The following is a 24,885-nucleotide window of genomic DNA, read 5'->3' as shown; positions in this document are numbered from 1 at the left end:
ATGCAGCGCATCGCCTTCCTCCGGTCCGCCGACATCCGGCGGGCCGACCCCTACATCCACGGCATCGCGCCGGTCCTGGCGCAGCTCGGCGCCGAGGCTCGCCTCTTCCACACCAACCGCCAGGACTGCGGCCCCGGTCGGTTCCCTGGTACGAGCGAGCGGCTCAACCCCGCCGCGACCCCGGACGACTTCGTCGAGCGGGTGCGTGCCTGGGGCGCCGACGCCGCCGTGGCGATCTCCCTGCCCGACGAGAACGCCCTGCGTGACGCCGTGGTGAAGACCAAGCTGGAAGCCGTCGGCATCCGGACCGTCATGACCCCCCTCGCCGCCACGCGAGTCCTGTGCGACAAGTGGGAGACCAAGCGGGTCCTGCACGCGCACGGCCTCACCACCCCGCCCGGCGTCCTGGTGGACAGTGACCTGCTCAACGACCGGGCGCTGCCCGTTCCGGCGTATCCGGACGCCGTCCGCCTCGCCGCGGAGGGCCTCGGCTATCCCCTCATGGCGAAACCGCTGTGGGACTCCACCAGCATGGGCATCGAGTTCCTCCCCGATCCCACCGCTCTCGACGCCTACCTGGCCGCCCGGCCCACAGCGAACGCGGTCCTGGAGAAGTGCGTCGGCGGACGGCTCTGTTCGGTCGACATCGTCGGTGCCGCGGGCCACTACACCGTCATGCCGCTCATCTGGACCGGCACCGCGGGGGGCCCTCCCGCCTTCACCTTCGACGATCTGCGGTACGTCGAACCGTCCCGGAACGACGACTTCCGGCCCACCGCGCGGCGCCTGGTGGACCTGTGCACGGCACTCGGCGTCGAAGGGTCCGTCAACGTCGACATGATCCACGCCGACGGCGTCTACCACGTCCTGGAGATCAACCCCAGGATCGGCGGCGCCACCACGCTGTCCATCGCCGGCAGCGGACTCAACACCTTCGTCGCCCTCCTCGACATCCTGCGCGGCACGTGGCCGGCCCGCACCGACGCTCCGGCCGCGCGATTCGCGATCGAGTGCCTCACGGCCAACCCCACCCCCACGCTGCTCGCCGAACTCCGCGCCTGCGTCGACCTCGTCACCTGCCACGACCTCGTCATCGACGGACACGACCACGGTGGCATCCTCACCTTCACCGTGGACCCCGGCGACGAGCAGCGCGCGGTGAAGAACCTCGGTGAGCTGTGCGAGCGGACCGGTTTCATCGCGGCGCCCATGCTCGACAAGATCCGCCGTCTCCTGACCCCCGCGGCCCGGTGAGCGTCCCCACCGGCAGGCGATCGGCACGAGGTCGCCGCGACGGCCGACGGCGCTCCCGACCGCACGGCACCCCGGCCGGCGGCGGAGGCCCCCGCGGGCTGCGGGCCCGGGCAGGACTGCCCGTGCTCACCGGAGCGGGCCGCTTCGTGGCCGCGCACGCGGTCGACAGCCTCGGCACCGGCCTCATGTACGCCTTCACCGTCGTCTACCTCACCCACGCCACCCCTCTCTCCCTCGCGGAAGTCGGAGCGGCACTCACCGTGGGCAACCTCCTCGCCCTGCCCACTCCCGCCCTCGGCGGGCTGCTGCTGGACCGCTTCGGGGCGAAAGCGGTCGTCGCGCTCGCCAACCTCGTCTCCGCCGCCGGGTTCGCGGTGTTCCTCGTGGTCGGGTCCGCGTGGCAGATCAGCCTCGCCTACCTCGTCGTCCAGTCCGGCATCAACCTGTACTGGACGGCCGCCCGCAACCTGGTTCCCCTGGCCTGTGTGCCCGGCGAGGAACGCCTGTGGTTCGGGTTCGTCTCGTCGCTGCGCAATCTCGGCATCGGTGCCGGCGCCGCCGTTTCCGCAGTCGCCCTGGCCGTGTTCGGTCCGGACAGCCTGTACGTGCTCATCGCCGCGAACGGCGGCACGTTCGTGTGCGCGGCGCTGCTGTTCCTCACCTGGAAGCCCAAGCGAGGGGCCGACGTCCCCGGTCGGCGGGAGGATCGTGGCCGGCAGGTCCGGCGGGGAAGCTGGGGAGCCCTCCTGCGGGACGGCCGCTACCTCCTGCTCGTCGGCGCCAACCTGGCCTTCGTCCTCGCGCAGATGGTGCCGCCGGTCCTGCTCGCCGTGTACGTCACCGACACCCTGCACGCCGGCACGTGGATTCCCGGCACCCTCCTGGTCGTCAACACCGCCGCCGTCGCCGTCCTCACCCCCGCCGTCACCGGCCGCTCGGCCCGTCACCGCCCGCAGCGTGCGATCGCGGTGGGTTTCCTCGTCGCCTCCGCCTCCTTCGCCCTCTTCGCCGCGCCCCTCACCTTCGAGGGCGCGCCCGGGTGGGCCGTGGCCGCTGTTCTCATGGCGGCGATGCTGCTGTTCACCCTGTCGGAGATCCTCAGCTCTCCCGCGCTCAACGAACTCTCCGTGGCCCTGGCCCCCGCCGAGGCCAACGGGCGTCACCAAGCCGCTTTCCAGCTGTCCTGGTCCATCGGCGGCGCCGCGGCGCCCGTCGTCCTCACCGCGCTCCTGAGCCGGCAGCCCGCCCTTCCCTGGCTGCTCCTCGCCTCGCTCAGCGTGCTCGCCGTCCCCGCGGCCCGCGCCCTTGCCCCACCCGACCGGGAGGAACCCCAGCCGTGATCCTCACTCACGTACACGACATCACAGAGGTTCCCGCCGACCGGTGGGACGCCCTGGCCGCGCAGGCGGGTTTCTATCTCTCCCACCGGTGGCTCGCGGCCCAGCAACACGATCCCACCGCCGCGGTGCGCTACGCACTGGTCCACGACCAGGACCGCTTGGTCGCCGCCGCACCGCTGTACCTGGTCGACAGTGAACCCAACGCCCTCTACCGCGTGCACGAGCTGATCCCCGGCCGCACGCCGGTCAGGACCGTGCTGGCGGGAGCACGCCGCGGCTATGTCAACGCCCCCCTCCTGCACCCCGGCCTCACCCCCGGCAGGCGGCGCGAGGCACTGACACTGCTCGTCGCGGCGGCGGGAACGCTCGCCTCGGCCCATGACGCACAGCCCTGGTGGCTGTACGTCACCGACGCGGCAGCCGCCGAACTGGCCGAGGCGTGCGGCACCACGCCCACGCGGCTCGGCCAGGACGCTCACCTCACCCTGCCCGGCCGCACCTTCGACGACTACCTCGCCGGCCTGCCGTCCAAGCGGCGCGTCACCATCCGCCGCGAACGCCGTGCATTCGCCGAAGCCGGATACGAGCTGCGCACCCTGCGGCTCTCCGAGTGCGCCGACGCCGCCGGCGCACTGCTCGCCCAGTTGCAGGCGCGCCACGGCCACCCCGCCGCACCCGACGACATGGCCCGGCTGCTGCGCGCACAGGCCGACGGCATGGCCGACAGCGGAGTGGTCCGTGCCGCGTACGCGCAAGGGCGCATGGTCGGCTTCAGCCTCTTCTACCGCCACGCCGGCACCAACTGGCTGCGCGCGACGGGTTACGACTACGCACGACTGCGAGGCGCCCACGAGTACTTCAACCTCGTCTACTACCTCCCCGCCGAGGACGCCTACGCCCACGGCGGGGGCGCCCTCCATCTCGGAATGGAGTCCCTCCGCGCCAAGACGCTCCGGGGAGCGGTCGCTTCACCACTGTGGGCGATCGAGGGGGCATGAGCGGGCGGACTGTGCCGGTTCACGACCCGCACACGCGCCCGCCCTGCCTTCGCCCGCCCTGGCGTCTCGCGGGGGCCGCTGGTGAGGACGCGGCCCCGCGAGGCCGGGTTCACACGCGGTCGGCCGCGATCAGGACGTACTGGAAGGAGCCGTCCCGGTAGGACTCGATGAACGCCTTCTCGATCCCGGTGACCAGGGACGACGTTGCCCGCAGCTCCCAGTAGGGCAGGGTGTCCGGGGTGAGGTCGACGATGGTCTGCGGCACGAGCCGGTTGTCGGCCATGGCGCGCAGGTACTCGCGGCGGGAGTGGATGTTGCACTCGAAGTGGGCGTTGATCTGGGAGACCCACTTCGACGGCTGGCCGTAGCGCGGGTTCCAGCAGCCGGTGATCGTCACATACCGGCCGCCCACCTTCAGGAAGCGGGAGTGCTCGGCGAACAGGTCGTGCAGGTCGACGTACATCGTCGACTCGTTGTTCCACGAGGCCGTGATGCTGCCCTTGTCGAAGGGCGTGTCGAGCATGTTGCACACACGGGAGCGGACGTGGTCCTCGATGTGCAGTTCCCGCGCGCGCCGGTTGCCGAAGTCGGCCTGGGTGGCGGACAGCGTGACGCCCTCGACCTTGCAGCCGAAGCGGCGGTGGGCCATGACCATGGATCCGCCCCGTCCGCAGCCGGCGTCGACGAGGGTGTCGTCGGGACCGACGGGGCCGAGGTGGTCCATGAGGAACTCGGCCTGTGCCGACTCCAGCCGGTGCAGCTCCGCGATGAGCTTCTTCTCGTATTCGCTGTGTGCCGGGTCCCCGAGCGCGGCGTGGTCCACGGCGCCGATGCCGTAATGGTGGTGATAGAGCCCGTCCACGTCACCGAGGCGGAGGTTGACCGGCCGCGCCTCGTTGTTCCAGTAGCGGGCGATGTCCCCCTGATACGGCGTCGCCGGAGCCGGGATCTTCGCGGTGGCGGTGGGGGTCGTTTCAGTGGTCACAGAGATGTCCGTTCCTTACCAGAAGTCGGGCAGGCTGTAGCGGTAGGTGTTGGTGCGGTGCCAGTCGTGGTTGCCGTCGACCCAGGCGGCCACGCCCTTGAGGAAGCGCAGCACGGCCGGGACGGGGCAGGCCTGCGCGAGGTCGGCCGCGGCGGCCTCGAAGGCGTGCTGGAGTTCGTTGTGGACCTCGACGGCCTTCAGATAGGCGTCGCGCTCGGAGAGCCGCTCGCGTTCCGCGATCACCACCGGCAGGTTCAGGTGGCGGCCCGGGCCGGCGAGTTCCTTGGTGTACGAGTACAGGTCGTTGACGATGGTGGTCGCGTTGCCGGCGAGGGCGATGACCCGTTGCATGTCCGGCCGGGCATGCAGGTCGGCGGGCAGTTCGTAGCCGCCGACGGTGTCGGTGATCGTCGGGCAGGGGCGGAAGTTGTTGAACTGGCGCATCGCCAGGTACTCCCACACCTGCGGAACGTAGCCGGTCTGCGCCCAGGCGGCCTCCGCGAGATACCCCATGTGCAGCCGGGCCATGTCGTGCCGGTAACGGTCGGCCTGCGAGGGCGTGGCCGCGCGGACGAAGTAGTCCATCGCGCTGCGGTACGCCCGGCGCGGGGCGTCCGAGGTGAGGGATTCCTGCCACGCGGGCGCGTACTCCCCGGTGGTGTGGAAGTGGTCGAGCGCGGTGTGCGCGAGGAGGAGCCGCCCGCCGAGACCGACGGGTGACCCGCCGTGGTCCTCGCAGTAACAGTCGTCCACCGCGTTCTCCGCGACCATCAGGCGCGTGGCGAGCATCAGATGGTCGACCGTCGGGGCGTCGGGATGGCAGGCGACCATGTAGCGGCCCACCGAGAAGCCGTCGAACTGCCCCTCCCACTCCTCGGGATAGAGCTGGACCTCGTCCTCGGCCCAGCGCTTGATCCGGCGGCTCACCTCCTCGACGCGCACGGGGTCGGGCTCCGCGACGGGGTGGTGGTACAGGCCGGGAACGGCTCGCCCCTCGGCGGCCGGAGCCGATGACGGGGGCGCCGGGTCCGGGAGCGGGGGCTGGTACCGGTCGGCCAGGGCGAGCGAGGTCGTGCCCAGTCCCGTCGGTCCGCGCAGCAGCGCTTGGAGGGCGGGGCCGGCGGCTGTCGTGTCCGGCGTCTCGCGCACGGCGGAGGCGGCCGGCGGCGTTACCGGTGGCGGCGGCGGTGACGGCGTGGTGATCGTGACCGGTGGGTGCAGTGCTGCCAGGAAGTCGGAGGCGGTGGGCGTGGCCGACGGGTGCGGGACGACCGGCGCGGGCGCGTCCGGCACGGCTGTCGGCGGCGTCGGCCGTTGCTCGGGGCGTGCTGATCCGAGGGGCCCGGAGTCGGGCATCGGCGGCTCCTTGCTGCGGTGGGTGGGGGCTCGGTTGCGCGGTGGGGCGGCGTGTCATGCGGGGACCTGCCGGCCGGTCAGGGGTTCAGCGGGGCCTGGGGGCGATCTGCACGTTCTCCATCACGCCGAGAGCGTCGGGCAGGAGCACCGCGGCGGAGTAGTAGGTGCTGACGAGGTAGGAGATGATCGCCTGTTCGTTGATGCCCATGAACCGCACGGAGAGCCCGGGTTCGTACTCGTCCACCAGTCCCGTCTGCCGCAGGCCGATGACACCCTGGCTCTTCTCGCCGGTGCGCATCGCGAGGATGGAACTGGTCTGCTCCCTGCTGATGGGGATCTTGTTGCAGGGCAGGATGGGGACCCCGCGCCAGGCCGGGACGGACTGCCCGCCGAGGTCGACATGGTCGGGATAGAGACCGTAGGCATTGAAGCCGCGTCCGATGGCGGCGATGGTCCTGGGGTGGGCGAGGAACAGTTTGGTGCCGCGCCTGCGGCAGAGCAGGTCGTCCATGTCGTCCGGGGTCGGCAGGCCGGAGCGGGGCTGGATGCGCTGATTGTAGTCGGCGTTGTGCAGCAGCCCGAACTCACGGTTGTTGATGAGCTCGTGTTCCTGGCGTTCCCGCAGGGCCTCGACGGTGAGCCGGAGTTGCTCCTCGGTCTGGTTCATCGGACCGTTGTAGAGGTCGGCGACCCGGGTGTGGATTCTCAGGACGGTCTGGGCGACGGAGAGCTCGTACTCGCGCGGCCGCAGTTCGTAGTCGACGAAGGTGCCCGGCAGTTCGGCCTCGCCCACGTGACCGGCCGACACCGCGATCTCGGCCTCACCGTGTTTGTTCTGCCGCTGCCGCCTGCGGGAGTCGAACTCGTCGACGTGGGCCTGGAGGTGGGGCGCGGAGGCCCGGACGGCGGCGAAATCGGCGCGAGAGAGGGTCAGGAGGGTGCCGGAGGTCTCGGCGGTGACCGTGCAGTCATGGCGGGCGTCGGCGTCCGTCAGGGCGTTCGCACCGAAGTGGTCGCCGTCCGCGAGCACCGCGACGGCGGCCTCTTCGCCGTACGGGCCTGCGGAGGTCTGGCTGACCCGGCCGTGGGCGATCAGGTGCAGCCGGTCCGCGGGGGTGCCGCGCTCGGCGAGGACGTCGCCGGCCGCGAAGTCGCGCTGTGTGCAGCGGTCGGCGAGGGCCGTGAGGACGTCCGTGTCCTCGAAGCCGCGCAGCAGGGCCAGTTCACCGAGTTCCCGGGGGATCACCCGGACCGTGGCGCCCTCCTGGACGAACTCGATGCGCCCGTCGCCGAGGGTGTGGCGCAACCTCCGGTTGACCCGGTAGGCACCGCCCTCGGTCTCGACCCAGGGCAGCATCCGCAGCAACCAGCGGGAGGTGATCTCCTGCATCTGCGGAGCGGACTTGGTGGTGGTGGCGAGGTTGCGGGCGGCGGCGGTGCTCAGGGACTGCTGCGGCGCGTCGGCGGTGGTCCGGGCTTCCGGGATGCTGTCGACGGACATCGGGGGGCTTTCTCCTTGCACGACGGGGCGTCCGGCGCACACGCGTGCGTCGACCGGGAGACAGGGAGGAATGGGCGGCGAACGGGAGGATCTTGGGAACCCATCCAGAAGGTAGCCCCTGAACTGGCCGCATCCACCAGGGAGACGAGATGCTTACCTCGAAACAGTGACAATCCGTTGCAGGCGGTTTAACAGCCCGTTGTGCGTGATCGCGCCATCACCGGCCGGAAACCTTGTGGACGGTGGTGTCGTCGGGGTTCAGCCGCCGGCCGTCCGCGGACAGCACCTCCAGGGGGCGCAGGGGTTGCCCCTGCCGCCGGTCCACCAACTCCGAGTGGGGTTCGCCGGGGGTGAAGAAGTTCTGTTCGCCCCACTGCCGCAGGGCGACGATGACGGGGAAGAGCGCCTTGCCCTTGGGGGTCAGTACGTACTCGCGGTAGGCGCTGCCGTCCGAGGCGGGGACGGATTCGAGGACACCGCCGGCGACCAGGGCGCGCAGGCGCGCGGTGAGGATGTTCTTCGCCACGCCGAGGCTGCGCTGGAACTCCCCGAAGCGCCGGCTGCCGTCGAAGGCGTCCCGCACGATCAGCAGGGACCACCAGTCCCCGATCGCGTCCACCGACCGGGCGACGGGACAGTCGCTGTCGTCGAAGCGCGTCCGGCTGACCATGGCTTACCTCCCTCACGACGGTTGCAACATGCTACCAAGGTGGCTACGGTCTGCGGTGGTAGCAAGTTGAAACCATCTGCGGAGGGGTGCTGATGCCCGGCAACCAAGAGGCCGTGACACGACGGACCGCGGGCCGGGGCGGGGAGGGTTCCGCATCCGTCCTGTCCCGCGGCGTCGTCATACTGTTCGCCGTCGCCTGCGGGGCAGCCGTGGCCAACGTCTACCTGTCCCAGCCGCTCCTGGTGACCATGGGCCGCGACCTCGCCATGAGCCCCTCGCTCGTCGGCGGCGTGGTCACCCTCACCCAGGTCGGATACGGGCTGGGACTCCTCTTCCTCGTCCCGTTGGGCGACGTGGCCGACCGCAGACGGCTCGTCGTGGCCCAGTTGCTGCTCCTGGCGGTGGCACTGGCTGCGGTGGCGGCCGCCCACACGGCAGCCACCCTGCTCACGAGCATGGCCGCGGTGGGGCTTCTCGCGGTCGTCACACAGACGCTGGTGGCCTTCGCCGCCTCCCTGGCGTCCCCTCGCGAGCGCGGCCGGGTCGTCGGTCTGGTGACCAGCGGCGTGGTCGTCGGCATCCTGTTCGCGCGCACCGCCTCCGGCCTCCTGGCCGATCTCGCGGGCTGGCGCCGGGTCTACCTCGCCTCGGCGTCGCTCACCGCCCTGCTCGCCCTGGTCCTGCACCGAGTGCTGCCACGCAGCACCGCCGAGCCGGCCGGCCTGCGCTACGGACAACTCCTGGGTTCCATGATCAGCCTGTTCGCGCGAGAACGGCTGCTGCGGATACGGGCCCTGTTCGGGCTGCTGATCTTCGCCGCTTTCAGCACCCTGTGGAGCAGCGTCGCACTGCCGCTCAGCGAGGCCCCCTACTTCCTGTCCCACAGTGCGATCGGGGCGTTCGGGCTGATCGGTGTGGCCGGGGCCCTGGCCGCGACCGTGGCGGGCCGCCTGAACGACCGCGGACTCTCCCGGAGGACCACCGGCATCGCCTTGGCTCTGCTCGCCGCCTCATGGCTGCCCTTGGCCTTCCTGCGCAGCTCACTCTGGGCCCTGGCCGCCGGGGTCGTCCTTCTCGACCTCGCCGTTCAAGCGGTCCATGTCACCAACCAGACACTGATCCACGCGCTGGATCCGGACGCGGGAAGCCGGCTGATCGGCGGATACATGGTCTTCTACTCCCTCGGCAGCGCCACCGGCGCCATCGCCGCAACCTCCGTGTACACGCTGGCCGGTTGGGGCGCCGTATGCCTGTTGGGTGCCGCGTTCAGCTGCCTCGGGCTCGCGCTGTGGGTGGTTGCCCGCGATGCCGATGGGCCTGCCGGACGTGCCGTCAGACGACGGTGTGCTCGGTGAGGCGAGAGGGGGTCTGCTGACGTGGTCAAGACCGCTCCCCCGCCGGGGCACCACGGCCGGCGGGACGGCGCGCAGGGGCGGCCGGGCGAAACTCGCCCGGCCGCCGGTGGCCGCCCCGTTCGCCGGTGTTCCACGGTCGGGTGCGCGGCGGCGGCCGCTGTCACGTGGTCCGTGTCCGGTGCCCGGCCCCGGACGTGGGGGCGGTGGTCAGTGGGTGGCGGGGATCTGCTGTGTGATGCAGTGGACTCCGCCGCCGCCCCAGGCCAGTGTGGTCGCGGGGACGCCCACCACCGTCTTGGCCGGGAACAGCGACTGGATCACCGCCAGCGCTGGAGTGTCGGAGGACGGGACGTTGGCGGTGGGCACCACGACCCCGGTGGCCGTCGGGTAGTAGTTCGTGTAGCTGAAGGTGATCACCCGGTCGGTGCCCACGGTGAACTTCGGCAGGAACGGCATCTCCGTCAGCTGGAACCGGCGCCCGCGGGCATCGGTGGCCGATTGGAGGATCCGCTTGTTGCGCAGCAGACGCGGGTAGTTGGCGTCGTTGGTGTCCGACGGCAGGTTGATCAGCAGGGAGGCCGGGCCGGCGTAAGCCGCGACCAGGTCGACGTGGCCGTCGGTGATGGTGTCGCCGTACATGCCGTACGGCAGCCAGATCATCTTGCGGGCGCCGTAGGCGTCCAGCAACGCGGCCTCGATCTGCGCCTTGGTCAGGTTGGGGTTGCGGTTGGGGTTGAGCAGGCACTCCTCGGTGCCGATGATCGTGCCCTCGCCGTCCTGGAGCAGGGCACCGCCCTCGAAGACCAGGCCGACCGGGAGCCGGGGCACGCCGAGGTGGTCGCAGACCCCGACCGGGAGCAGGTCGTCCTTGTCGTGCGGGAACTTGTTGCCCCACCCGTTGAAGGCGAAGTCGAGGCCCAGCAGGTGCGCGCCGGTGGAATCGACGCCGAAGATCGGGCCGTTGTCCCGGGGCCAGCAGTCGTTGATCGGGTACTCGATGACGGTGATACCGGGGCCGACCTTGGAGCGTACGAAGTCGCCCGTTCCCGTGTTGGCCACCATGGTCACCGGCTCGAACCGGGCCACGGCGCGGGCCACGGCAGCGACCTCGTCCTGGACCGCAGGGAGCTTGTCCCCCCAGTTGTCGGCGGCGTCCCAGGGGAAGGCCATGAGACACCCGGCGTGCGGCGCCCATTCGCCGGGGACGGTGTACGTCGTGCCGTTGTAGGTGGCCGCTCCGGCCTGGCCCGCTCCGACGGCGAGGCCGGCCCCCGCCGCGGCGGCCAGGGCGGCGGATCTGTTCAGGAAGCGACGCCGGGACATGGCAGGAATGTTCATGAGGAGACCTTTCCGGTGGGATTGAGGGGGGTGGCGACTGTGGCGCGCGGGCGTTCGCGTCCGGGGTTACGACGCCGGCGCGGAGGGAGACGGGGACGACGGTGACGCGGGCGGCTCGGTCGCGGCCGGCTCGGCGGACGTTGCGTCGGCGCGGGCGATCCGGTGGTGTGGCCGGCGGACGAGGAGATAGAGCACGCCGGTGCCGAGCACCACGGCGACGCCGAGCGGCGCGGCCCAGATCTGGTACCAGGGCGCCCCGGGCGGTGCGAGCAGGGCGCGCGGCCAGCACACGTTCACCACTTCGAAGCCGGCCCAGAGCGCGGCGAGGACGTTGAGCGCGGTCCCCCAGCGGCCCAGCCGGATCGCACCGGCCGGGACCCAGGTCCCGCGCAGCCGGGCGACGAGCGCGGCGGCGGACACCAGGAAGAACGGCACGAACGTGGCCGCCGTACCGAAGGAGATCAGCGATCCGATGGCGGTGGCGTTCAGACCGAGCAGCAGCGCGGAGGCGGAGACCAGTGTGGAGGCGACCAGGCCCCCGATCGGCGCGGCCCGCCGGTTGACCTTGCGGACCTGGGCGGAGAAGGGGAACACGCCGTCCCGGGCCAGCGAGTACAGTCCCCGGGCGGCGCCGCCCTGCGAAGCCATCGCGCAGGCCAGGAAGCTGACCAGCACGATCGCCACGAACGGCTTGTCCGACCAGGAGCCGAAGGAGGTGACCACGGCCGTGGTCACCGGGTCGATGTCCTTGCCCGCCACGGCCGCCGTCGGATTCGGGTAGGAGATCGCCACGGCCACGGCGTTGAGCATGACCACCGCGCCCACCGACAGCAGCGCCCACCACATCGCCCGGGGCACCTGCCGGGCCGCGTCCTTGGTCTCCTCGGCGGTCGACACGCAGGCGTCGAAACCGATGAACGCCCACCCGGCCACGGCGACGACCGCCATGAACGCCATGGGCAGCGAGCCGCCCGACAACTGCTCGGCGCCGAAGGTGCTGGTGAACATCGAGAACGAGTGCTTGCGGAAGAACAGCAGCAGACACAGGCCGACCAGGACCGAGGCGATCGCCTCCCCCGCGATGCCGGCCGACACGAACCAGCGCAGCATGCCGATGCCGTAGGCGTTGACCAGGGAACAGGCCAGCACGATCGCCATCGCGACCGCGACCAGGGCGCCCGGAGACGGTACGGCGCCGAAGAGGGCGAAGACCCACGGCGCGGCCAGGTAGGCGACGGTGGTGTTGCCGAACATCACGGCGAACTGCCACACCCAGCCGCCCAGCCAGCCGAACCGTGGGCCGATGAGCCGCCGGCCCCACTGATAGGGCCCGCCGGCCAGCGGCCACTGGGAGGTGAGTTCGGAGTAGACGTTGACGACCAGGCATTGTCCGGCGAGGACGACCGGGAGCGCCCAGACCCAGGCGGGCCCGGCGATCATCGTCGCGATCATCGAGACGGCATAGAGGGCGACGACCGGGGACACCACCGCGAACCCCATGGAGATGTTGCCCAGGATGTTCAGGCTACGGCGGAGTTCTTGCCGGTAGCCGAGCGCTTCCAGGCGGACGGCGTCGCTGTCGTCGGGGGGCAGGGGATGGGGCATGGGCGTACCTCGCCTTGTCGCACGAGCTAAAACTAACTTTGTTAGGCGGCGAACGTAGAGGCGTGACCGGCGTTTGGGAAGACCTTCCGGGTGAGTAACCTTGCGGGGTTGCCGAGATCGTGAGGGGGCGGGTCGTGGGCCGGCCACATCAGGCGGTACTGAACCGGACCGCCATCGCGCGCGCCGCGCTGGACTTCATCGACGACCACGGTTACGAGGCGCTCACCATGCGCGCCCTCGCCGACCGGCTGGGCGTGCGCGGCGCCTCGCTCTACCACCACGTCCGCTCCAAGGACGACATCCTGGACGCCGTCGGGGAACTGCTCGACGCCGAGATCGACGTCAGCCCGCTGCGGGACCGGCCCTGGCAGGAGGGCATCACCGCCTATGCGCGCGGATACCGCCGCGTCTTCCTGCGGCACCCCAACGCGATCTCGCTCGTCGCCCGGCGCGGGGTGCGCGGCACCGACGCGCTGCGCGAGTACGACACCTTGCTGGGCACCCTGGTCCGGGCCGGCTGTGAGCCGGCGCAGGCCCTCGAGGTCGGTGCGGCCATCGACTTCCTGGTGCTGGGCTCGGCCCTGGAGACCTACACGGCCGGCTTCACCCGCCCGCCCGGGGAGTACCGGCCCGCGTATCCGGCGCTCGCCGACTCCCTCGAGGCCGCGACCCGGGTGGACCCGGATCCGGCGGCCCTGGACGACCGCGGCTTCGAACGGGGCCTCGCCCTGCTCCTGACCGGCCTGTCCCACGAACTGCCGCCCCGCTGAACGACCGGGCGGTCGCCCCGCCCCACAGGGCCGGGGGCCGGTGCCGTCGCCGCCCTGCAAGCAGGGGGCGCCGCACATGCGTGCGGCGCCCCCGGTTCAGGGCGATACGACTGGCTGCGCCTCCGCACCCGCGGTCAGATGAGCCCTGGCCCGGGTGACGGCACGCTGCCTCAGAGGACCGCGGTGGTGGTCTCCTCCTGCGTGCCGAAGGCACCGTTCTCGTCCCAGTAGAAGACGGTGACCTTCACCTTGTCGCCCTTGACGAAACCGGTGCCGGCCGCGCGAAGCGGCATCCGCACCGTGCGGCTGACGTAGTCGCAGGTGACCTTGGAGGCGTCGATGGTGCCGGTCGCGTTCCGCTTTCCGGCGGCCGACTGGGTGACCTTGGAGGCGTAACCGGTCATCTGCAGGTCCACACCGGTGTCACAGGAGTACGTGATGTCGAGCCGCAGCCCGGTCTTGTCGAGCGAGACCTTGGTGATGTCCAGCAGATTGGCCTTGGCCGTGGCCGTCGGCGCCGTGGCGACCGTACCGGCGACGGCCAGCGCGGCGACGGCGGCGGCGACGCCGGCGCCGCGCCGGACGCGGGATGCCTTCATGTGGTGTTCCTTCCCCCTGGGCAGTCACCTCGCGGCGACTGCAACAGTTGTTCGTTTTTGGTCAGGGAGAACCTTACGCGATCTTTCGAGAGCACCCTGAGTCACCGAGCCGCGTGAGGCCACCGTGGTTTCGAGGTGAACTGCCCGCGCTGCGGGGAGAGGTGAGGAAGCGTCACGCACACACCGCGGACCTCGAGAAGAGCTTCCCGGTCGAGACGGGAGGCGCCGTGCTGCGCCCGACCGGACGGGGCAACCGGGTGGCGTCGTGGGGAGTGGCGTCCGGAAGCCATCAATGCAGACAGTGAGGGTAAGCGGTAGTGACCCCGACCGCCCGCAACGAAAGCAGGTGCCCCGCCATGTCCCAAGCGCAGGACGTCGTCGAGCTCATCCTTCAGGACCACCGGCGCATGGAGGACCTGTTCCGGCTGATGCGCAGCGTCGAAGCCGACCGCGCCGCCGCGCTCCAGGAGTTCGCCGACCTGCTGATCGCCCATGCGCTGGCCGAGGAGGCCAAGGTCTATCCCGCACTGAAGAGGTACAAGAACATCGACGACGAAGAGGTCGAGCACGGCGAGCACGAGCACGACGAGGGCAACGAGGCCCTGCTGGCCCTCCTGGAAGTGGAGGAAGTCGGCTCCGACGAGTGGGACTCCAAGCTGGAGGCACTGGTGGAGGCCGTCACCCATCACGCGGACGAGGAGGAACGCACCATCCTCAACGGGGCGCGTGAGAACGTGGCCATGGAGCGGCGTGAGGAACTGGGGGCGGCGTTCCTGGAGGAGCGCGAGCGCCGGCTGAAGGCCGGCTGCGGCTCACTCGACAACGTGCGCCGCATCGTCAAGTCCTGACCCCGTCCCGGTGCCCTCGGCCCGGGCCCGCACCCAGGACAGCGGGCCCGGCCGACGCCTCGGCCCGGGCCGCGCCCGGACACCGGGCCCGGTCGAGGGCGGTCCGGACACGCCGTCGCTGCGCCGGCGCGGCGGACGCGTCGTGCTGCACCACGTGCCGAAGCGCCGCGACGGCGGTGTGCCGGCAGAGCGCGCGACTGGCGCACCCCATGGTGCGCCTTCGGGCGCGCCGCGGGAGGCTGGCTCCATGTTCACGGTGATCATCTATCCGCCGGACAACCAGGGCGGCCGACGCGTGCGCGCGGACGGCACGATCCTCGGACGCGCGTACCGGCTCCGGGACGTCGTCGCGTTCTTGCAGGAGGCCGGCATGGAGGGGATCGACGACCTCGACGTCATCCGGTCCGACGACATCGAGTGGCGCGGCGGTGGGCCAGAGGTGTGGGCCCACTGAACGCCTGAGCCGCCGGTTCAGGGAACAGCACACCGACCCGGCACACATGGGCTGCCCGAGCGCGGTGGTCGCGGCGATGCGCTGTCGGCGCCGCTACGGGCTCACGCTGCCCGCGACCTCGTGGGCCTGCCCGGCGTCCTGGCCGGCCCGGATCTCCTGGCGGTCGGTGATGCCGGAAGCGACGTCTCGGCGACGCGCCTCGGTGGCGGCCGCCGGGGCCGTGCTGCGCTCCGTCTCGTCCTGCACGAGCAAGGACAGCAGGGAGGCCACGGGGAGCCCCGCTTCGGCCGGGTGGCGCAGCACCTTGTCGGGCTCGATGCGGTAGGTGTTCGTGCGTCCCTCGCGGGTGTGGGAGAGGTAACCGTCCCGCTCGAGATCGGAGATGATCCGCGCCACGGCCCGCTCGGTGAGCCGGCAGTGGGCGGCGAGGTCACGGATGCGGACGTTCGGGTTGTCGGCGATGGCCGCCAGGACACGCGCGTGGCTGGTGATGAACGTCCATCCGGAGTGCGACTCAGGTGCTCCAACCATGCCCGTCATTTTAGAGGACGGTTGTTGCAGGAACCCACTTACATGACATAGTTTTCATGCAATGCCTGACGTAGGCTCCTGCCGGGAGCCACAGAGAGGAGCCCGAAGGTGGTGTGGGACGAGGCCCTGAGGCCGGCCCTCATGAGCGACACCGGCGCAACGCCGCCGGCGGATCAGGCCACCGGGCGTGCCTCGCACGGCGGTGACCTGCAGCAGTACGAACGGCGTGGAGCCTGGGTGATCGCCGCTCGCGGCGCCTACGACATGCAGTCGATCACGCCCTTGGCGAAGGCGCTGGAGTCGGCGGCCAAGGACCATCCCAAGGTGGTCCTGGACGCCTCCGGAGTCACCTTCGCGGACTCGACCTTCCTGAATCTGCTGATCCTGACCCACCAGGCGGGCACCCTGCGCCTGGTCGCGCCGTCCGCCCCGGTCAGGCGGCTGTGCGAAATCACCGGAGTCGACCGACTCCTGGAGATCCGGGACACACTCGACGAGGCCGCCCTGTCGTGACGGGCGCCAGGGCGGTGCGCCTCTACAGGGGTGAGCGTCCGGAGACCGCACCACCGGGGTCGTCGGCCAGGGCGAGACGGGCCGTGACACGTTTGCCGACCGGCTCCCGCTGGGCCTCGAAGCCCTGGGCGACGGCCATCACGATCTCCAGACCGTGCTGACCGACCCGGCCGACGTCCGCGGCCCGCGCCACCGGCAGCACCGGATCGGAGTCCCACACCGCCACCTCGACCAGGTCGCCGCGGATACGCAGGTCCAGCAGCACCGGGCCCGGGGCGTACTTGCGGGCGTTGGTGACCAGTTCGCTCACCACGAGTTGCGTGAGGTCCATGGCTCGCTGCGAGACGGGCAAGCCGTGGTCGGTCTGCACACGGGTGAGGAAGTCCACGGCCAGCCGACGGGCATGGGCGATGTCCGTTCCGTCGCCGTCGAGGGCGACCGCGGTCTGCATGCCCCGTTTGTCGGGCATGGTGCTGTCCTCACCCACAGGTGCTGTATCCGTCCAAGGCGCGTTCACTGACCCGTTCACGGCCCGCGCCTACCCGATTCCCCGCGAATGAGTCCTGAGATCTGCTGTTGGCTGCACCACGCCCGGCTCTGCCCGCACCCCGGCGGAAGTCGGCGCCGACCCCGTACCCGAGTCCCGCCGACCCCGTGCCCGGGTCCCGCAGAGCCGGTGCGCGTCCCCTACGGGGCCATGAAGCGGGCGGTCATCGGGCGGTTCTGCGGTGGCGGGTGAGGACAGCGGCGCCGACCTGCTCGGCTGCCAGGCACTCCAGCTCGGTGTGCGGACCCTCGGCCGGGAAGAGCCGCCGGCCGGTGCCGAGGACGGTCGGGAAGGTGAGCAGCCGGTACTCGTCGACCAGGTCGGCTGCCATCAGCCGGTCCACGACGCTCAGGCTCCCGGTGACGACCACGTCCCGTCGTTCACGCTTGACGGCGTCCACCAGGTCACCGTCGAGCAGCTGGGAGTTCGCCCAGGCCGAGGTGTCGGTCAGGGTGCGGGAGGCGACCAGCTTCGGCACGGCGTTCATCCGCGCGGCGAACGGATCGCCGCGGCCCGGCCACAGCCGGGAGAACAGCTGCCAGGTGGCGCGGCCGAGCAGCAGCACCCCGTCGTCCAGCGTGCGGCCGAGCCGGAACTTGTCCCCGCCGACCGCCTCCGGGCCGTACCGGAAGGCCCAGCCGCCCAGCGGTGTGCCGGCGGATCCGTCCGGGTCGGCCACGACCCCGTCCAGGGTGATGAACTCGATGACGATGACACTCACGATGAGATTCCCTTCGGTTCGGTGTTCACCGGTACGTACCGGCCGCACCGCCCGGACTCATCGCTCCCGGCGGAACTCTTCCGCGGGCATCTCGCGCGGCAGCTCGAAGGCGTCGAAGACACGCGGATCGGCGAACACGACGTTGTGTGCGACACGGCCGTCGCCGACGGCGAGGACCTGCACGGTGTGCAGGCGGTGCCCGCCGCTGGGCTCCGGCGCGTACGCGGCGAACGCGGCCTGCCCGTTCGCCGTGAGCCGGCGCAGGCGCCAGCCCGTGCCACGCATCGCGAACACTCGTTCCATGAACCGTCCGTAGTCCCGGCTGCCCCGGTACCACAGCGGCACGGGCGGCATCTCCAGCACCGCGTCGTCGGCGAGCAGCCTCACCAGCGCGGGGACATCCGCCGCCTCGAACGCCTCCATGTACCGCTGGACGACGGCCCGTGCCTCGGGATCGTCCGGCTCGGTGACCGTCCCGGCGTCGCCCACGTCGGCCAGGGCGGCACGGGCGCGCTGCAGCGCGCTGTTGACCGCCGCGACCGTGGTTCCCAACTGCTCGGCCACCTCGGCGGCGCTGAACGCCAGCACCTCGCGCAGCACCAGCACCGCCCGCTGCCGCGCGGGCAGCACCTGCACCGCGGCCACCCACGCGAGCCGCAGATCGGCCCGGGCGTCGATGTCGTAGCGCGTGCCCGGGAACGGCTCGAGCCAGGGCACCTGGAGCGCCGGCACCAGCGGCGCCCCGGGATCGTCGCTCGGCGCCCCCAACCCGGACGGCAGCGGCCGCCGTGCGCGTCCCTCGAGCGCGGTCAGACACACGTTGGCCGCGATCCGGTACAGCCAGGTCCGCACCGACGCGCGTGCCGCGTCGTACCGGTCACGGGCCTTCCAGGCGCGCAGCAAGGTCTCCTGCACCAGGTCCTCGGCCTCGTGGTACGAACCCGTCATCCGGTAGCAGAACGCCACCAGCTCGCCCCGATACGGCTCGACATCCACGGGCCCATCATGCCCCACCCCGGGCCGGCGGGGTGCGGGGCAGGACCGTCACAGCGGGGCGGATCCGCCGCTCCCCGTCTTCCATCCGTTGCCTGCGGGGCGGCCGTGCCCGTCCCACCGGTTGACCTGACACCGTCGTGCCCGGGCATGTGTCGTTACGCCCACAGCTCGCTGCTGGCACACACGTGGGCGCCCATGTTCCGCTCCATCATGCGCAGCGCCGCGTCGGCGAGGTCGGCATGGATATGGGCCACCGCGTCACGGGGAATCACGACATGGAATCCGCGGATGTGGGCGTCGAGTGCCGAGTAGAGCACGCACTGCTCCGTCACCTGACCGCACAGCACCAGCTGGTCGAATTGCTGTTCCCGCAGCAGGTAGTCCAGCGGCGTCTCGTAGAAGGCCGAATGGCGGGCCTTCACCACGAAGAGGGACGAGTCATCTGGCCGCAGGGGCCGCACCAGGCCGGCGTGCGGACCGGAGAGGGCTTCTTCGAGGAGTTCGCCGTGGTGAGAGCGCCACTCTCCGAAGTTGTCGTTCACGTAGATCACGGTGATGCCGGTGCGCCGCGCCCGCTCCAGCAGGTCGGTGAGCACCGGCACCACCGACTCGACCGAGGGAATCAGCAGCTCGGCGTCAGGGTGGTCGTACGTGTTGATCATGTCGATGACGATCAGTGCGGTCTTGCCCATGGCGCCCAGGTTCCCATCGCCCGGCATTCGAGGCCCGCAACCGGGCCGCGACTCCCGGCGGCCGGGGTGCCGGCCACGCCCTCGGCGCCACGCCGGTCCCCTCCGCGCTCCCCCGGCCGGCCTACCGCATGAGAACGTCGCGGATCGTGAGGCCGTAGTGGACGCGGAGCCGGTGCAGTTCCCACAGGCCGACGGCGGTGACCGACACGGGGGCGCCCAGCACCAGCACGGCGCGCAGCGGACCGGGCACACCGGCGTACGCCCCCGTGAACAGGTCGATGAGCGTCATCTCCCACACCACGATCATCGCGAGCAGGGGCGGGACGGTCTCATGAATGTCGGCCGTGCGGAAGACGTGTACGAGGGCCAGTCCTACGCCCCAGACGATGAACGGCAGGACCCAGACCAAGGTGAACAGAATCCCGGCGAACGTGACCACGGTCATCGCCGGATTGGTCGCGAAGCGTCCCTCCACGAATCCGGTGAGGACGGAGGCGGGGAACACCGCGACGGCCGCCACGATGGCGACGATCGCCCCGAAGGACCTGGCGGCCCGGCGCAGCAGTTCACCGCGCGCGGACGGCGCGGCGACGACGAGCAGGACACCCACGACGACCGGGAAGGTGACCGACAGCACCAGCATGCTGATCCAGGACTGGTCGACGCGGTCCCAGGCCACCTCCCCCATCGACTGGGCCAGTTTGTACGACACCGACACCCACACCACAGCCCCGAGGCCGACCGCCGTGCGGATCTTCTGCATGCGGGCGACGGCGGCGTCCTCGACGATGCCCGGACGTGACGGTTTGAAGACCCTGCGCGCGGTGTGGATGGGACCGATCCGCCGGCGCAGCCGTTGCATGGGGCCGGGCGGGGGCGCGGGAAACGGAAAGCCGGGGTGGGGCGGCTGGGGATGCGGGATGTACGGCGGATGACCGCCGTTGGCCGGGGGCGGCGGCGGATACGGGCCGGGCATGTGGGGCGGACCTGATGGCGGCTGCGCGCCGGGGTTCCAGTTGCTCACGAGTCTCTCCCCCGAGGTGGGCACAGGAAGCGGAACGCACTCAGCATAGGGGCGCCGACAGCTGCTGGTGGCCCGTCGGCCACGGGTCCACACGTCCGGGCTGCGCCAGCGTCTCCACGCCGGACCGCACCGTCATCTGCGCGGCCGTGGCGGCCGGTTCACCTCCCGTGGCCGCCGACCGGTTGACGCCCGTGCATCGGCCTTCCCTCGCGTGGGGGAGGCCGGATGATCCGCCGGACGGATGTGACCGACATGGGCGACGGGACATCGTGGGGCGTCGGCCACGCGCACCTACGGAGGTAACGGTGACTGTTCCCGCACGATCCAGGACAGGCGGGGTTCCCGGAGCACCGCTCGCAAGCCGGGAACGAGCGTCGTGGTGGCGCCGGTGGCCCGTGTGGATGCCCGTGGCCGCCGCTTCGTGGGCAGTGTCGTACGCCGCCGTCGAGGTGGCGTGGGCGGCGGCGGGGGTCACCGTGCCGTGGAAGGAACACTCCTCGTACGCACCGGCGGTCCAGCTTCTCCTGGCGGCCTTCGCCGTCCTGGCCGGTGGTGCCTGCCTGGCCGGAGCCCGGACACGTGGCAGAGCCGGCCGGGTCGCGGTGGCGGCCGTCCTGACCGTCACCGTCCCGGTGTTCGTGGTGGGGACGAACGGCCTGCCGATCTACTTCGTGACGCTGGTGACGCTCTCCGGAGGCTGGAGTGCCGCCGGCCTGGCCCAGGTGCTGTTGAACACCGTCGGCGCCGCGCTTCTGGTCCTCTTCACCTTGTCGTACCGCCGGCGGCTGCGCGGTGACTGCCCGCGATGCGGACGCGGGCACGCCGGTGCCGGTGACGGCCCGCTGGCCCACCCGGCCGCGTCTCGGGCCCCGAGGCGGACCCGCAGGACGGTGTACCTGCTCATGTGCGGACTCCTGCCGTGGGCGGGGGCCAAGAGCATCTGGACGCTGGGTGGCAACGCGCTCGGCGTCTCGGGCGACGACTGGCGAAGGACGACGAGCGCCGTGGCTTCGGGGCCGTCCGAGGCGACCGCGGAGGCGGGGATCGACGTGACCGTACTGGCCGCGCTGGCCGGGGTCTTCCTGCTGCTGGGGCTGCTGTACAGGTGGGGGCAGGTGTTCCCGCGCTGGACGCCGGTCCTGTCCGGACGGCGGGTCCCGCGCCTGCTGCCCCTGATCCCGGCCTGGCTGACCGGCATCCCGCTGACGATGTACGGGGCCGTCCTCACCGTCATGGCCCCGCTCATCGGCGTCGGCGTACTGCCCCGGATCGAACCGTCCCCGCCGTTCACCACCAGCTCGGGGATCACCTGGATGATCGAGTTCGGCGGGCTGGCGTTCGCGGGGCTGGGCATCGGCCTCGTCGTGGCGGCTCGCTCCTACGCCGCCCGCACCCGCCCCGTCTGCGCCACGGCGGGAAAGCGACCCGAGTAGACGGGGTCGGCGGGCCGACGCGTAGGCAGCGGCTCTCGTCAGTCGAGGATCTCGGCGATCCCGCGGCGGCGAAGGTCGGCCAGCCCGTCCACCATGGCCTTGATCTGCTCGGGGGAATGTCCGACCCAGTCCTTGAGCTCCGACACGACCCGCACGGGCTCGCTCGTGCGGTAGGAGCGCGTGGGGTTGCCCGGGAACTTCTTGTCGGTGACGTTGGGATCGTCCTCCAGGGCGCCGGTCGGCTCCACTACGTAGATCCGCCCCGGCCCGTCACCGGTCGCCAGCTCGGCACCCCAGGCGGCGGCGTCCAGGGTCTCGGAGACGTAGACATGGCGGGAGGTCCGCCCTTCCTCGTAGTTGGAAGCGTAGCCGGGGACCAGCAGATCACCCGGAACGAGATGCGCCTTCGTGCCGTGCAGGTACGTTCCCGCCTCGTACACCTGGAAAGGGACAGGGGCGTTGGTCATGGGCTGCTCCTTCGGCGCCTGGGCACTGGCTGGGTCAACAGGGAACCACAAAGCCACGTGTGCCTGCGCGGCGAAGCCGGCGACCGATCGAGCGCCGCGCGGTTGAGACGGTGTCAAACACCGTGAGAGCGAAGGAGGTTGAGGCATCGGTTGGCCCGGCGTACCGGGCCATACCTCGATGGGGGGAACGCGTCCACGGCGCTCCCTGGCCGCGGTGACCCGGCGGTCGCGCATGTCGTGCTCAGAGCCGGGCGTGTGCGGTGATGTCGGCGGTGAACTCCTCGATCATGCTGCGGGTCACCGTGGGACGGCACTGGCCGATGGCCGTGAGGTAGTCCGACGTCGTCGCTCCGGCCCGCTCTTCGGCGACCGTCGTGTCGCCCGCCGACAGGTCGCGTTCGAACGCGGCCTGGGCGGCGGCCCGTGCCGCCTGCTCGATGTCCGCCGGGGTGAACAGGTCACTGGCCTTCACCAATGTGTCGAGGTCGACGTCGGTGCGGTCCTCGGTATGGCGGGACCAGATCGCCCGGCGCGCCTCCGGGTCCGGGGTGCCGATCGGGATCACGTAGTCGAAGCGGCCCGGGCGCAGGAAGGCGGGGTCGAGCGAGCGGACGGAGTTGGTGGCACAGACCAGCAGCCGCTCGTCACGTTCCCGGAAACCGGGGATGAGCTTGAGCAGCTCGTTGGTGACCGCGTGCATGCCCGCCGGTGTCCCCCCGCCGCGCACCGGGGCGATCTCCTCCACCTCGTCGATGAAGACCAGTACCCGCTCCAGTTGCGCGATCCGGGTGAACGCGGCACGCAGCGCGGCGGCGAGGTTGCCGCCGTCCGCCAGGCGGGAGGGAAGCAGCTCGACGAACGGCCAGCCCAGGCGGGACGCCACGGCTCGGGCGAAGGTGGTCTTGCCCGTGCCGGGCGGCCCGAAGAGGGTGATCGCCCGTGGCGGCCGTACGCCGTGCCGGGCCGCGCGCTCCGGTTGCGCGAGCGGCATCACCACGCGGCGTTCGATCAGCTCCTTCTCCGCCCTCATCCCTGCCACCCCGTCCCAGAGGTGACTCGGCAGCCACTGGCCGCCCAGCTCGTCGAGGGAGTGAGCCATCGGGCCGGTCGGCGGCTCGACGCGCTCGTAGTAGGCGACGGCGGGCCTTCTCGCGTAACCCGCGTTGGCCAGCCCCTCGCCGAGCAGCTCCTCCGTGGGCAGGACATACGCGATGCGCTGCACCCGGGCTGCCACCAGACGCCGTTCCAGCTCGCGCAGCAGCGCGCTGGCCAGCCCCCGCCCACGCCAGACGGGCTCGATCGCGATACGCATCACCCAGGCACGCTCACCCGCGAGGCAGGCGAGTGCCGAGCCGATCACCGCGCCGCCGTGAACCGCGACGACGGCCGGCTCCCTGGCCGTCAACGCGGCGATGCACTCGGCGAAGGAGAAGACGGACTCCTGGCCGAGTTCAGCTGTGGTGTCGATCAAGTGCACAACCGCCGCCAGGTCGCCCTCGCGGTAGTCGCGGACAAGCCAGTCCATGGGGTGCCGCCCTTCGCCTGTGGCCGTGAAGCACCGAGACTAGGGAGCGTGCGACAGCACCGGCTTGCTCCATCATGGACAAGACGAAGCCGGTGAACCGACCAAGAAGTCGTTGACTGCTCCACGTCGGGTCCCACGCTCGGCCGGCCCGACGGGCAGCGTCACCGAACGGGCAGGCAGCCCCGGCACGGCCCGTGTCCCGGCCAGGGCACACCCCAGCTCGTTTTCTCCACGTGGTGTGGCTACGCTGCCGCTTCATGATCACAGCGGCAGACACGCGTACCGGCGGCTCGTACGTCCGGATCGGCGCTCTCGCACCGTTGACCCGGCCGGGCTGGGTCGAGGCAGGTCAACACCTCCTGGCGGGCATGGAGTTGGCGGCGCGCGACGTCAACGAGGCCGGCGGTGTCGGCGGCAGGCCGCTGGAACTGGTGGTGCGGGACACCGCGGCTGATCCGCAGCGGGCCGCGGCGGCCGTGGACGAGTTGGATCGGCTGGGCGTGGCCGCGCTGGCCGGGGAGTATCACAGCGTCGTGGCGCGCGCGGCTGCCGCCAGGGCCGACGCCCTCGGCCTGCCGTACCTGTGCTCGTCCGCGGTGCTCGACGCGCTGACCGATGAGCCGACGCAGCACATCGCGCGCCTGTGCCCGGCGCAGTCGCACGGCTGGCGGATCTACGCCGACTTCCTGCTCGGCGCGGGCCACCGGCGCATCGCCGTGGCGACTCAGCCCAGTGTCTACTGGGCGGCCGGTACCCGCCTGCTGCGGGAGTACCTCGCTCCCCACGGCGGTACCGTCACCGAACTCGACCTGAGCGAGCTGACCGCCGCAGCCGTCTGCGACGAACTGGCCGCCCATGGGCCGACGGCCCTCCTCCTTCTGGTCGGCCACCCCGAGCCGGCCGTACCGATCGTCACCTCCGTCCGCCGCGACCCGCGGCTCGCCGAGATCATGATCGGTGCACCGGCCGGGCAGCCGGAGTTCGCCGAATGGGCGGCGTTGCTGGGCGACGACGGCACCGCGGTGCCCTTCCTGCGCTACCTGCCCGAGCACCTCACTCCCCTCGGCGCGCGAGTGCAGAACACGCTGCGCGAACGGCTCGGCCGGGCGCCTTCGTTCGTCGCCTTCGAGGGCTACGACACGATCGCCGTCCTCGCGGACGCCCTGCGCGCCCACGGCACGGACGGGGCCCGCCTGGCCGACGCCTGGCCGCGCGTTGCCGTGGACGGCACCCGCGGGCGGATCGAGTTCTCCCGCGCCGCGGGCATCACCGTGTGGCAGTGGGCATGGCCACCCGTCCAGGTCGTCGACCGGGACCCCGCGAACCCCGACCGCTTCCGGATCCTGCACACCGGCTGAGTGCG

The 24,885-nt window shown here is 71.3% G+C and carries 25 protein-coding genes; 10 read left to right on the top strand and 15 right to left on the bottom strand.

Going from position 1 to position 24,885, the window contains the following annotated elements; translation table 11 throughout:
• From AB0E88_RS22310 to AB0E88_RS22300, 3 genes are all read left to right on the top strand, one after another.
• Positions 1 to 1,254: an ATP-grasp domain-containing protein gene (locus AB0E88_RS22310; protein WP_361632969.1), complete on the top strand. Its 1,254-nt coding sequence runs from the start codon at positions 1 to 3 to the stop codon at positions 1,252 to 1,254.
• A 122-nt stretch (positions 1,255 to 1,376) separates the two neighbouring features.
• Positions 1,377 to 2,594: an MFS transporter gene (locus tag AB0E88_RS22305; RefSeq protein WP_361632967.1), complete on the top strand. Its 1,218-nt coding sequence runs from the start codon at positions 1,377 to 1,379 to the stop codon at positions 2,592 to 2,594.
• The gene (locus AB0E88_RS22300; protein WP_361632965.1) at positions 2,591 to 3,592 is read left to right on the top strand and encodes a GNAT family N-acetyltransferase; all 1,002 of its coding nucleotides are present in this window, start codon (positions 2,591 to 2,593) and stop codon (positions 3,590 to 3,592) included. Before AB0E88_RS22305 ends, AB0E88_RS22300 begins: the two co-directional genes overlap by 4 nt.
• 109 nt (positions 3,593 to 3,701) lie before the next feature.
• Here the strand turns inward: AB0E88_RS22300 and AB0E88_RS22295 are convergent, their stop codons facing one another.
• The 4 genes from AB0E88_RS22295 to AB0E88_RS22280 all read right to left on the bottom strand — a co-directional run bounded on the left by AB0E88_RS22295 (position 3,702) and on the right by AB0E88_RS22280 (position 8,104).
• A complete protein-coding gene (locus AB0E88_RS22295; RefSeq protein WP_361632963.1) occupies positions 3,702 to 4,577 on the bottom strand; it encodes a geranyl diphosphate 2-C-methyltransferase in 876 nt (291 codons plus the stop codon).
• Between the two features lie 15 nt (positions 4,578 to 4,592).
• Positions 4,593 to 5,933 carry a family 2 encapsulin nanocompartment cargo protein terpene cyclase gene (locus AB0E88_RS22290; RefSeq protein ID WP_361632961.1) on the bottom strand — a complete coding sequence of 447 codons (1,341 nt, stop codon included), beginning with the start codon at positions 5,931 to 5,933 and terminating at the stop codon, positions 4,593 to 4,595.
• Between the two features lie 85 nt (positions 5,934 to 6,018).
• Positions 6,019 to 7,434, bottom strand: a complete 1,416-nt coding sequence (locus tag AB0E88_RS22285) for a family 2B encapsulin nanocompartment shell protein (RefSeq protein ID WP_361632959.1) — start codon at positions 7,432 to 7,434, stop codon at positions 6,019 to 6,021.
• A 217-nt stretch (positions 7,435 to 7,651) separates the two neighbouring features.
• Positions 7,652 to 8,104 (bottom strand): helix-turn-helix domain-containing protein, encoded by a 453-nt coding sequence (locus AB0E88_RS22280; protein WP_361632957.1) that lies wholly within the window; start codon positions 8,102 to 8,104, stop codon positions 7,652 to 7,654.
• A 92-nt stretch (positions 8,105 to 8,196) separates the two neighbouring features.
• Here AB0E88_RS22280 and AB0E88_RS22275 point away from each other — a divergent pair, with 92 nt between their 5' ends.
• Entirely contained in the window at positions 8,197 to 9,459 is a 1,263-nt protein-coding gene (locus AB0E88_RS22275; protein WP_361632955.1) for an MFS transporter, read from the top strand.
• Positions 9,460 to 9,666: 207 nt separating this feature from the next.
• On the opposite strand, the gene AB0E88_RS22270 is transcribed toward AB0E88_RS22275, so the two are convergent.
• On the bottom strand, positions 9,667 to 10,797 hold the full coding sequence (locus tag AB0E88_RS22270; protein ID WP_361632953.1) for an agmatine deiminase family protein: 1,131 nt from the start codon (positions 10,795 to 10,797) through the stop codon (positions 9,667 to 9,669).
• A 66-nt stretch (positions 10,798 to 10,863) separates the two neighbouring features.
• The gene (locus tag AB0E88_RS22265; RefSeq protein WP_361632951.1) at positions 10,864 to 12,402 is read right to left on the bottom strand and encodes an APC family permease; all 1,539 of its coding nucleotides are present in this window, start codon (positions 12,400 to 12,402) and stop codon (positions 10,864 to 10,866) included.
• Positions 12,403 to 12,536: 134 nt separating this feature from the next.
• Here AB0E88_RS22265 and AB0E88_RS22260 point away from each other — a divergent pair, with 134 nt between their 5' ends.
• A complete protein-coding gene (locus tag AB0E88_RS22260; protein ID WP_361632949.1) occupies positions 12,537 to 13,172 on the top strand; it encodes a TetR/AcrR family transcriptional regulator C-terminal domain-containing protein in 636 nt (211 codons plus the stop codon).
• A gap of 170 nt (positions 13,173 to 13,342) precedes the next feature.
• Here AB0E88_RS22260 and AB0E88_RS22255 read toward each other — a convergent pair whose 3' ends face one another.
• Positions 13,343 to 13,771, bottom strand: a complete 429-nt coding sequence (locus tag AB0E88_RS22255; protein WP_361632947.1) for a hypothetical protein — start codon at positions 13,769 to 13,771, stop codon at positions 13,343 to 13,345.
• A 356-nt stretch (positions 13,772 to 14,127) separates the two neighbouring features.
• Between AB0E88_RS22255 and AB0E88_RS22250 the strand changes: the two genes are divergently transcribed.
• Positions 14,128 to 14,619, top strand: a complete 492-nt coding sequence (locus tag AB0E88_RS22250) for a hemerythrin domain-containing protein (protein WP_361632945.1) — start codon at positions 14,128 to 14,130, stop codon at positions 14,617 to 14,619.
• Between the two features lie 247 nt (positions 14,620 to 14,866).
• Positions 14,867 to 15,073, top strand: a complete 207-nt coding sequence (locus AB0E88_RS22245) for a hypothetical protein (protein WP_361632943.1) — start codon at positions 14,867 to 14,869, stop codon at positions 15,071 to 15,073.
• A 93-nt stretch (positions 15,074 to 15,166) separates the two neighbouring features.
• On the opposite strand, the gene AB0E88_RS22240 is transcribed toward AB0E88_RS22245, so the two are convergent.
• Positions 15,167 to 15,604, bottom strand: coding sequence for a helix-turn-helix domain-containing protein (locus tag AB0E88_RS22240; protein WP_361632941.1), 438 nt, complete (start codon positions 15,602 to 15,604; stop codon positions 15,167 to 15,169).
• Positions 15,605 to 15,712: 108 nt separating this feature from the next.
• Between AB0E88_RS22240 and AB0E88_RS22235 the strand changes: the two genes are divergently transcribed.
• Positions 15,713 to 16,117 carry an STAS domain-containing protein gene (locus tag AB0E88_RS22235; RefSeq protein WP_361632939.1) on the top strand — a complete coding sequence of 135 codons (405 nt, stop codon included), beginning with the start codon at positions 15,713 to 15,715 and terminating at the stop codon, positions 16,115 to 16,117.
• 22 nt (positions 16,118 to 16,139) lie between these two features.
• Here AB0E88_RS22235 and AB0E88_RS22230 read toward each other — a convergent pair whose 3' ends face one another.
• The 5 genes from AB0E88_RS22230 to AB0E88_RS22210 all read right to left on the bottom strand — a co-directional run bounded on the left by AB0E88_RS22230 (position 16,140) and on the right by AB0E88_RS22210 (position 19,935).
• Entirely contained in the window at positions 16,140 to 16,586 is a 447-nt protein-coding gene (locus AB0E88_RS22230; protein WP_361632937.1) for an ATP-binding protein, read from the bottom strand.
• Positions 16,587 to 16,827: 241 nt separating this feature from the next.
• On the bottom strand, positions 16,828 to 17,385 hold the full coding sequence (locus AB0E88_RS22225) for a dihydrofolate reductase family protein (RefSeq protein ID WP_361632935.1): 558 nt from the start codon (positions 17,383 to 17,385) through the stop codon (positions 16,828 to 16,830).
• Between the two features lie 57 nt (positions 17,386 to 17,442).
• Complete coding sequence (locus tag AB0E88_RS22220; protein ID WP_361632933.1) at positions 17,443 to 18,381, bottom strand: RNA polymerase subunit sigma-70; 939 nt, start codon at positions 18,379 to 18,381, stop codon at positions 17,443 to 17,445.
• A gap of 155 nt (positions 18,382 to 18,536) precedes the next feature.
• On the bottom strand, positions 18,537 to 19,073 hold the full coding sequence (locus AB0E88_RS22215) for an isochorismatase family cysteine hydrolase (protein WP_361632931.1): 537 nt from the start codon (positions 19,071 to 19,073) through the stop codon (positions 18,537 to 18,539).
• A gap of 121 nt (positions 19,074 to 19,194) precedes the next feature.
• Positions 19,195 to 19,935 (bottom strand): hypothetical protein, encoded by a 741-nt coding sequence (locus AB0E88_RS22210; RefSeq protein ID WP_361632929.1) that lies wholly within the window; start codon positions 19,933 to 19,935, stop codon positions 19,195 to 19,197.
• 569 nt (positions 19,936 to 20,504) lie between these two features.
• On the opposite strand from AB0E88_RS22210, the gene AB0E88_RS22205 reads away from it, so the two are divergent.
• Positions 20,505 to 21,530, top strand: coding sequence for a hypothetical protein (locus tag AB0E88_RS22205; protein WP_361632927.1), 1,026 nt, complete (start codon positions 20,505 to 20,507; stop codon positions 21,528 to 21,530).
• A gap of 38 nt (positions 21,531 to 21,568) precedes the next feature.
• Here AB0E88_RS22205 and arr read toward each other — a convergent pair whose 3' ends face one another.
• Both arr and AB0E88_RS22195 read right to left on the bottom strand, forming a co-directional pair.
• The gene (gene arr, locus AB0E88_RS22200; RefSeq protein ID WP_361632925.1) at positions 21,569 to 21,997 is read right to left on the bottom strand and encodes an NAD(+)--rifampin ADP-ribosyltransferase; all 429 of its coding nucleotides are present in this window, start codon (positions 21,995 to 21,997) and stop codon (positions 21,569 to 21,571) included.
• Between the two features lie 241 nt (positions 21,998 to 22,238).
• The gene (locus tag AB0E88_RS22195) at positions 22,239 to 23,522 is read right to left on the bottom strand and encodes a bifunctional GNAT family N-acetyltransferase/ATP-binding protein (RefSeq protein ID WP_361632923.1); all 1,284 of its coding nucleotides are present in this window, start codon (positions 23,520 to 23,522) and stop codon (positions 22,239 to 22,241) included.
• A 257-nt stretch (positions 23,523 to 23,779) separates the two neighbouring features.
• Here AB0E88_RS22195 and AB0E88_RS22190 point away from each other — a divergent pair, with 257 nt between their 5' ends.
• Positions 23,780 to 24,880 (top strand): ABC transporter substrate-binding protein, encoded by a 1,101-nt coding sequence (locus tag AB0E88_RS22190; protein WP_361632921.1) that lies wholly within the window; start codon positions 23,780 to 23,782, stop codon positions 24,878 to 24,880.
• Positions 24,881 to 24,885 lie beyond the last annotated feature (5 nt).

Origin of the sequence: Streptomyces sp. NPDC028635 (assembly GCF_040637635.1) — a bacterium.
Taxonomy (GTDB): domain Bacteria; phylum Actinomycetota; class Actinomycetes; order Streptomycetales; family Streptomycetaceae; genus Streptomyces.
This window is presented reverse-complemented; position numbering and strand designations above follow the sequence as displayed.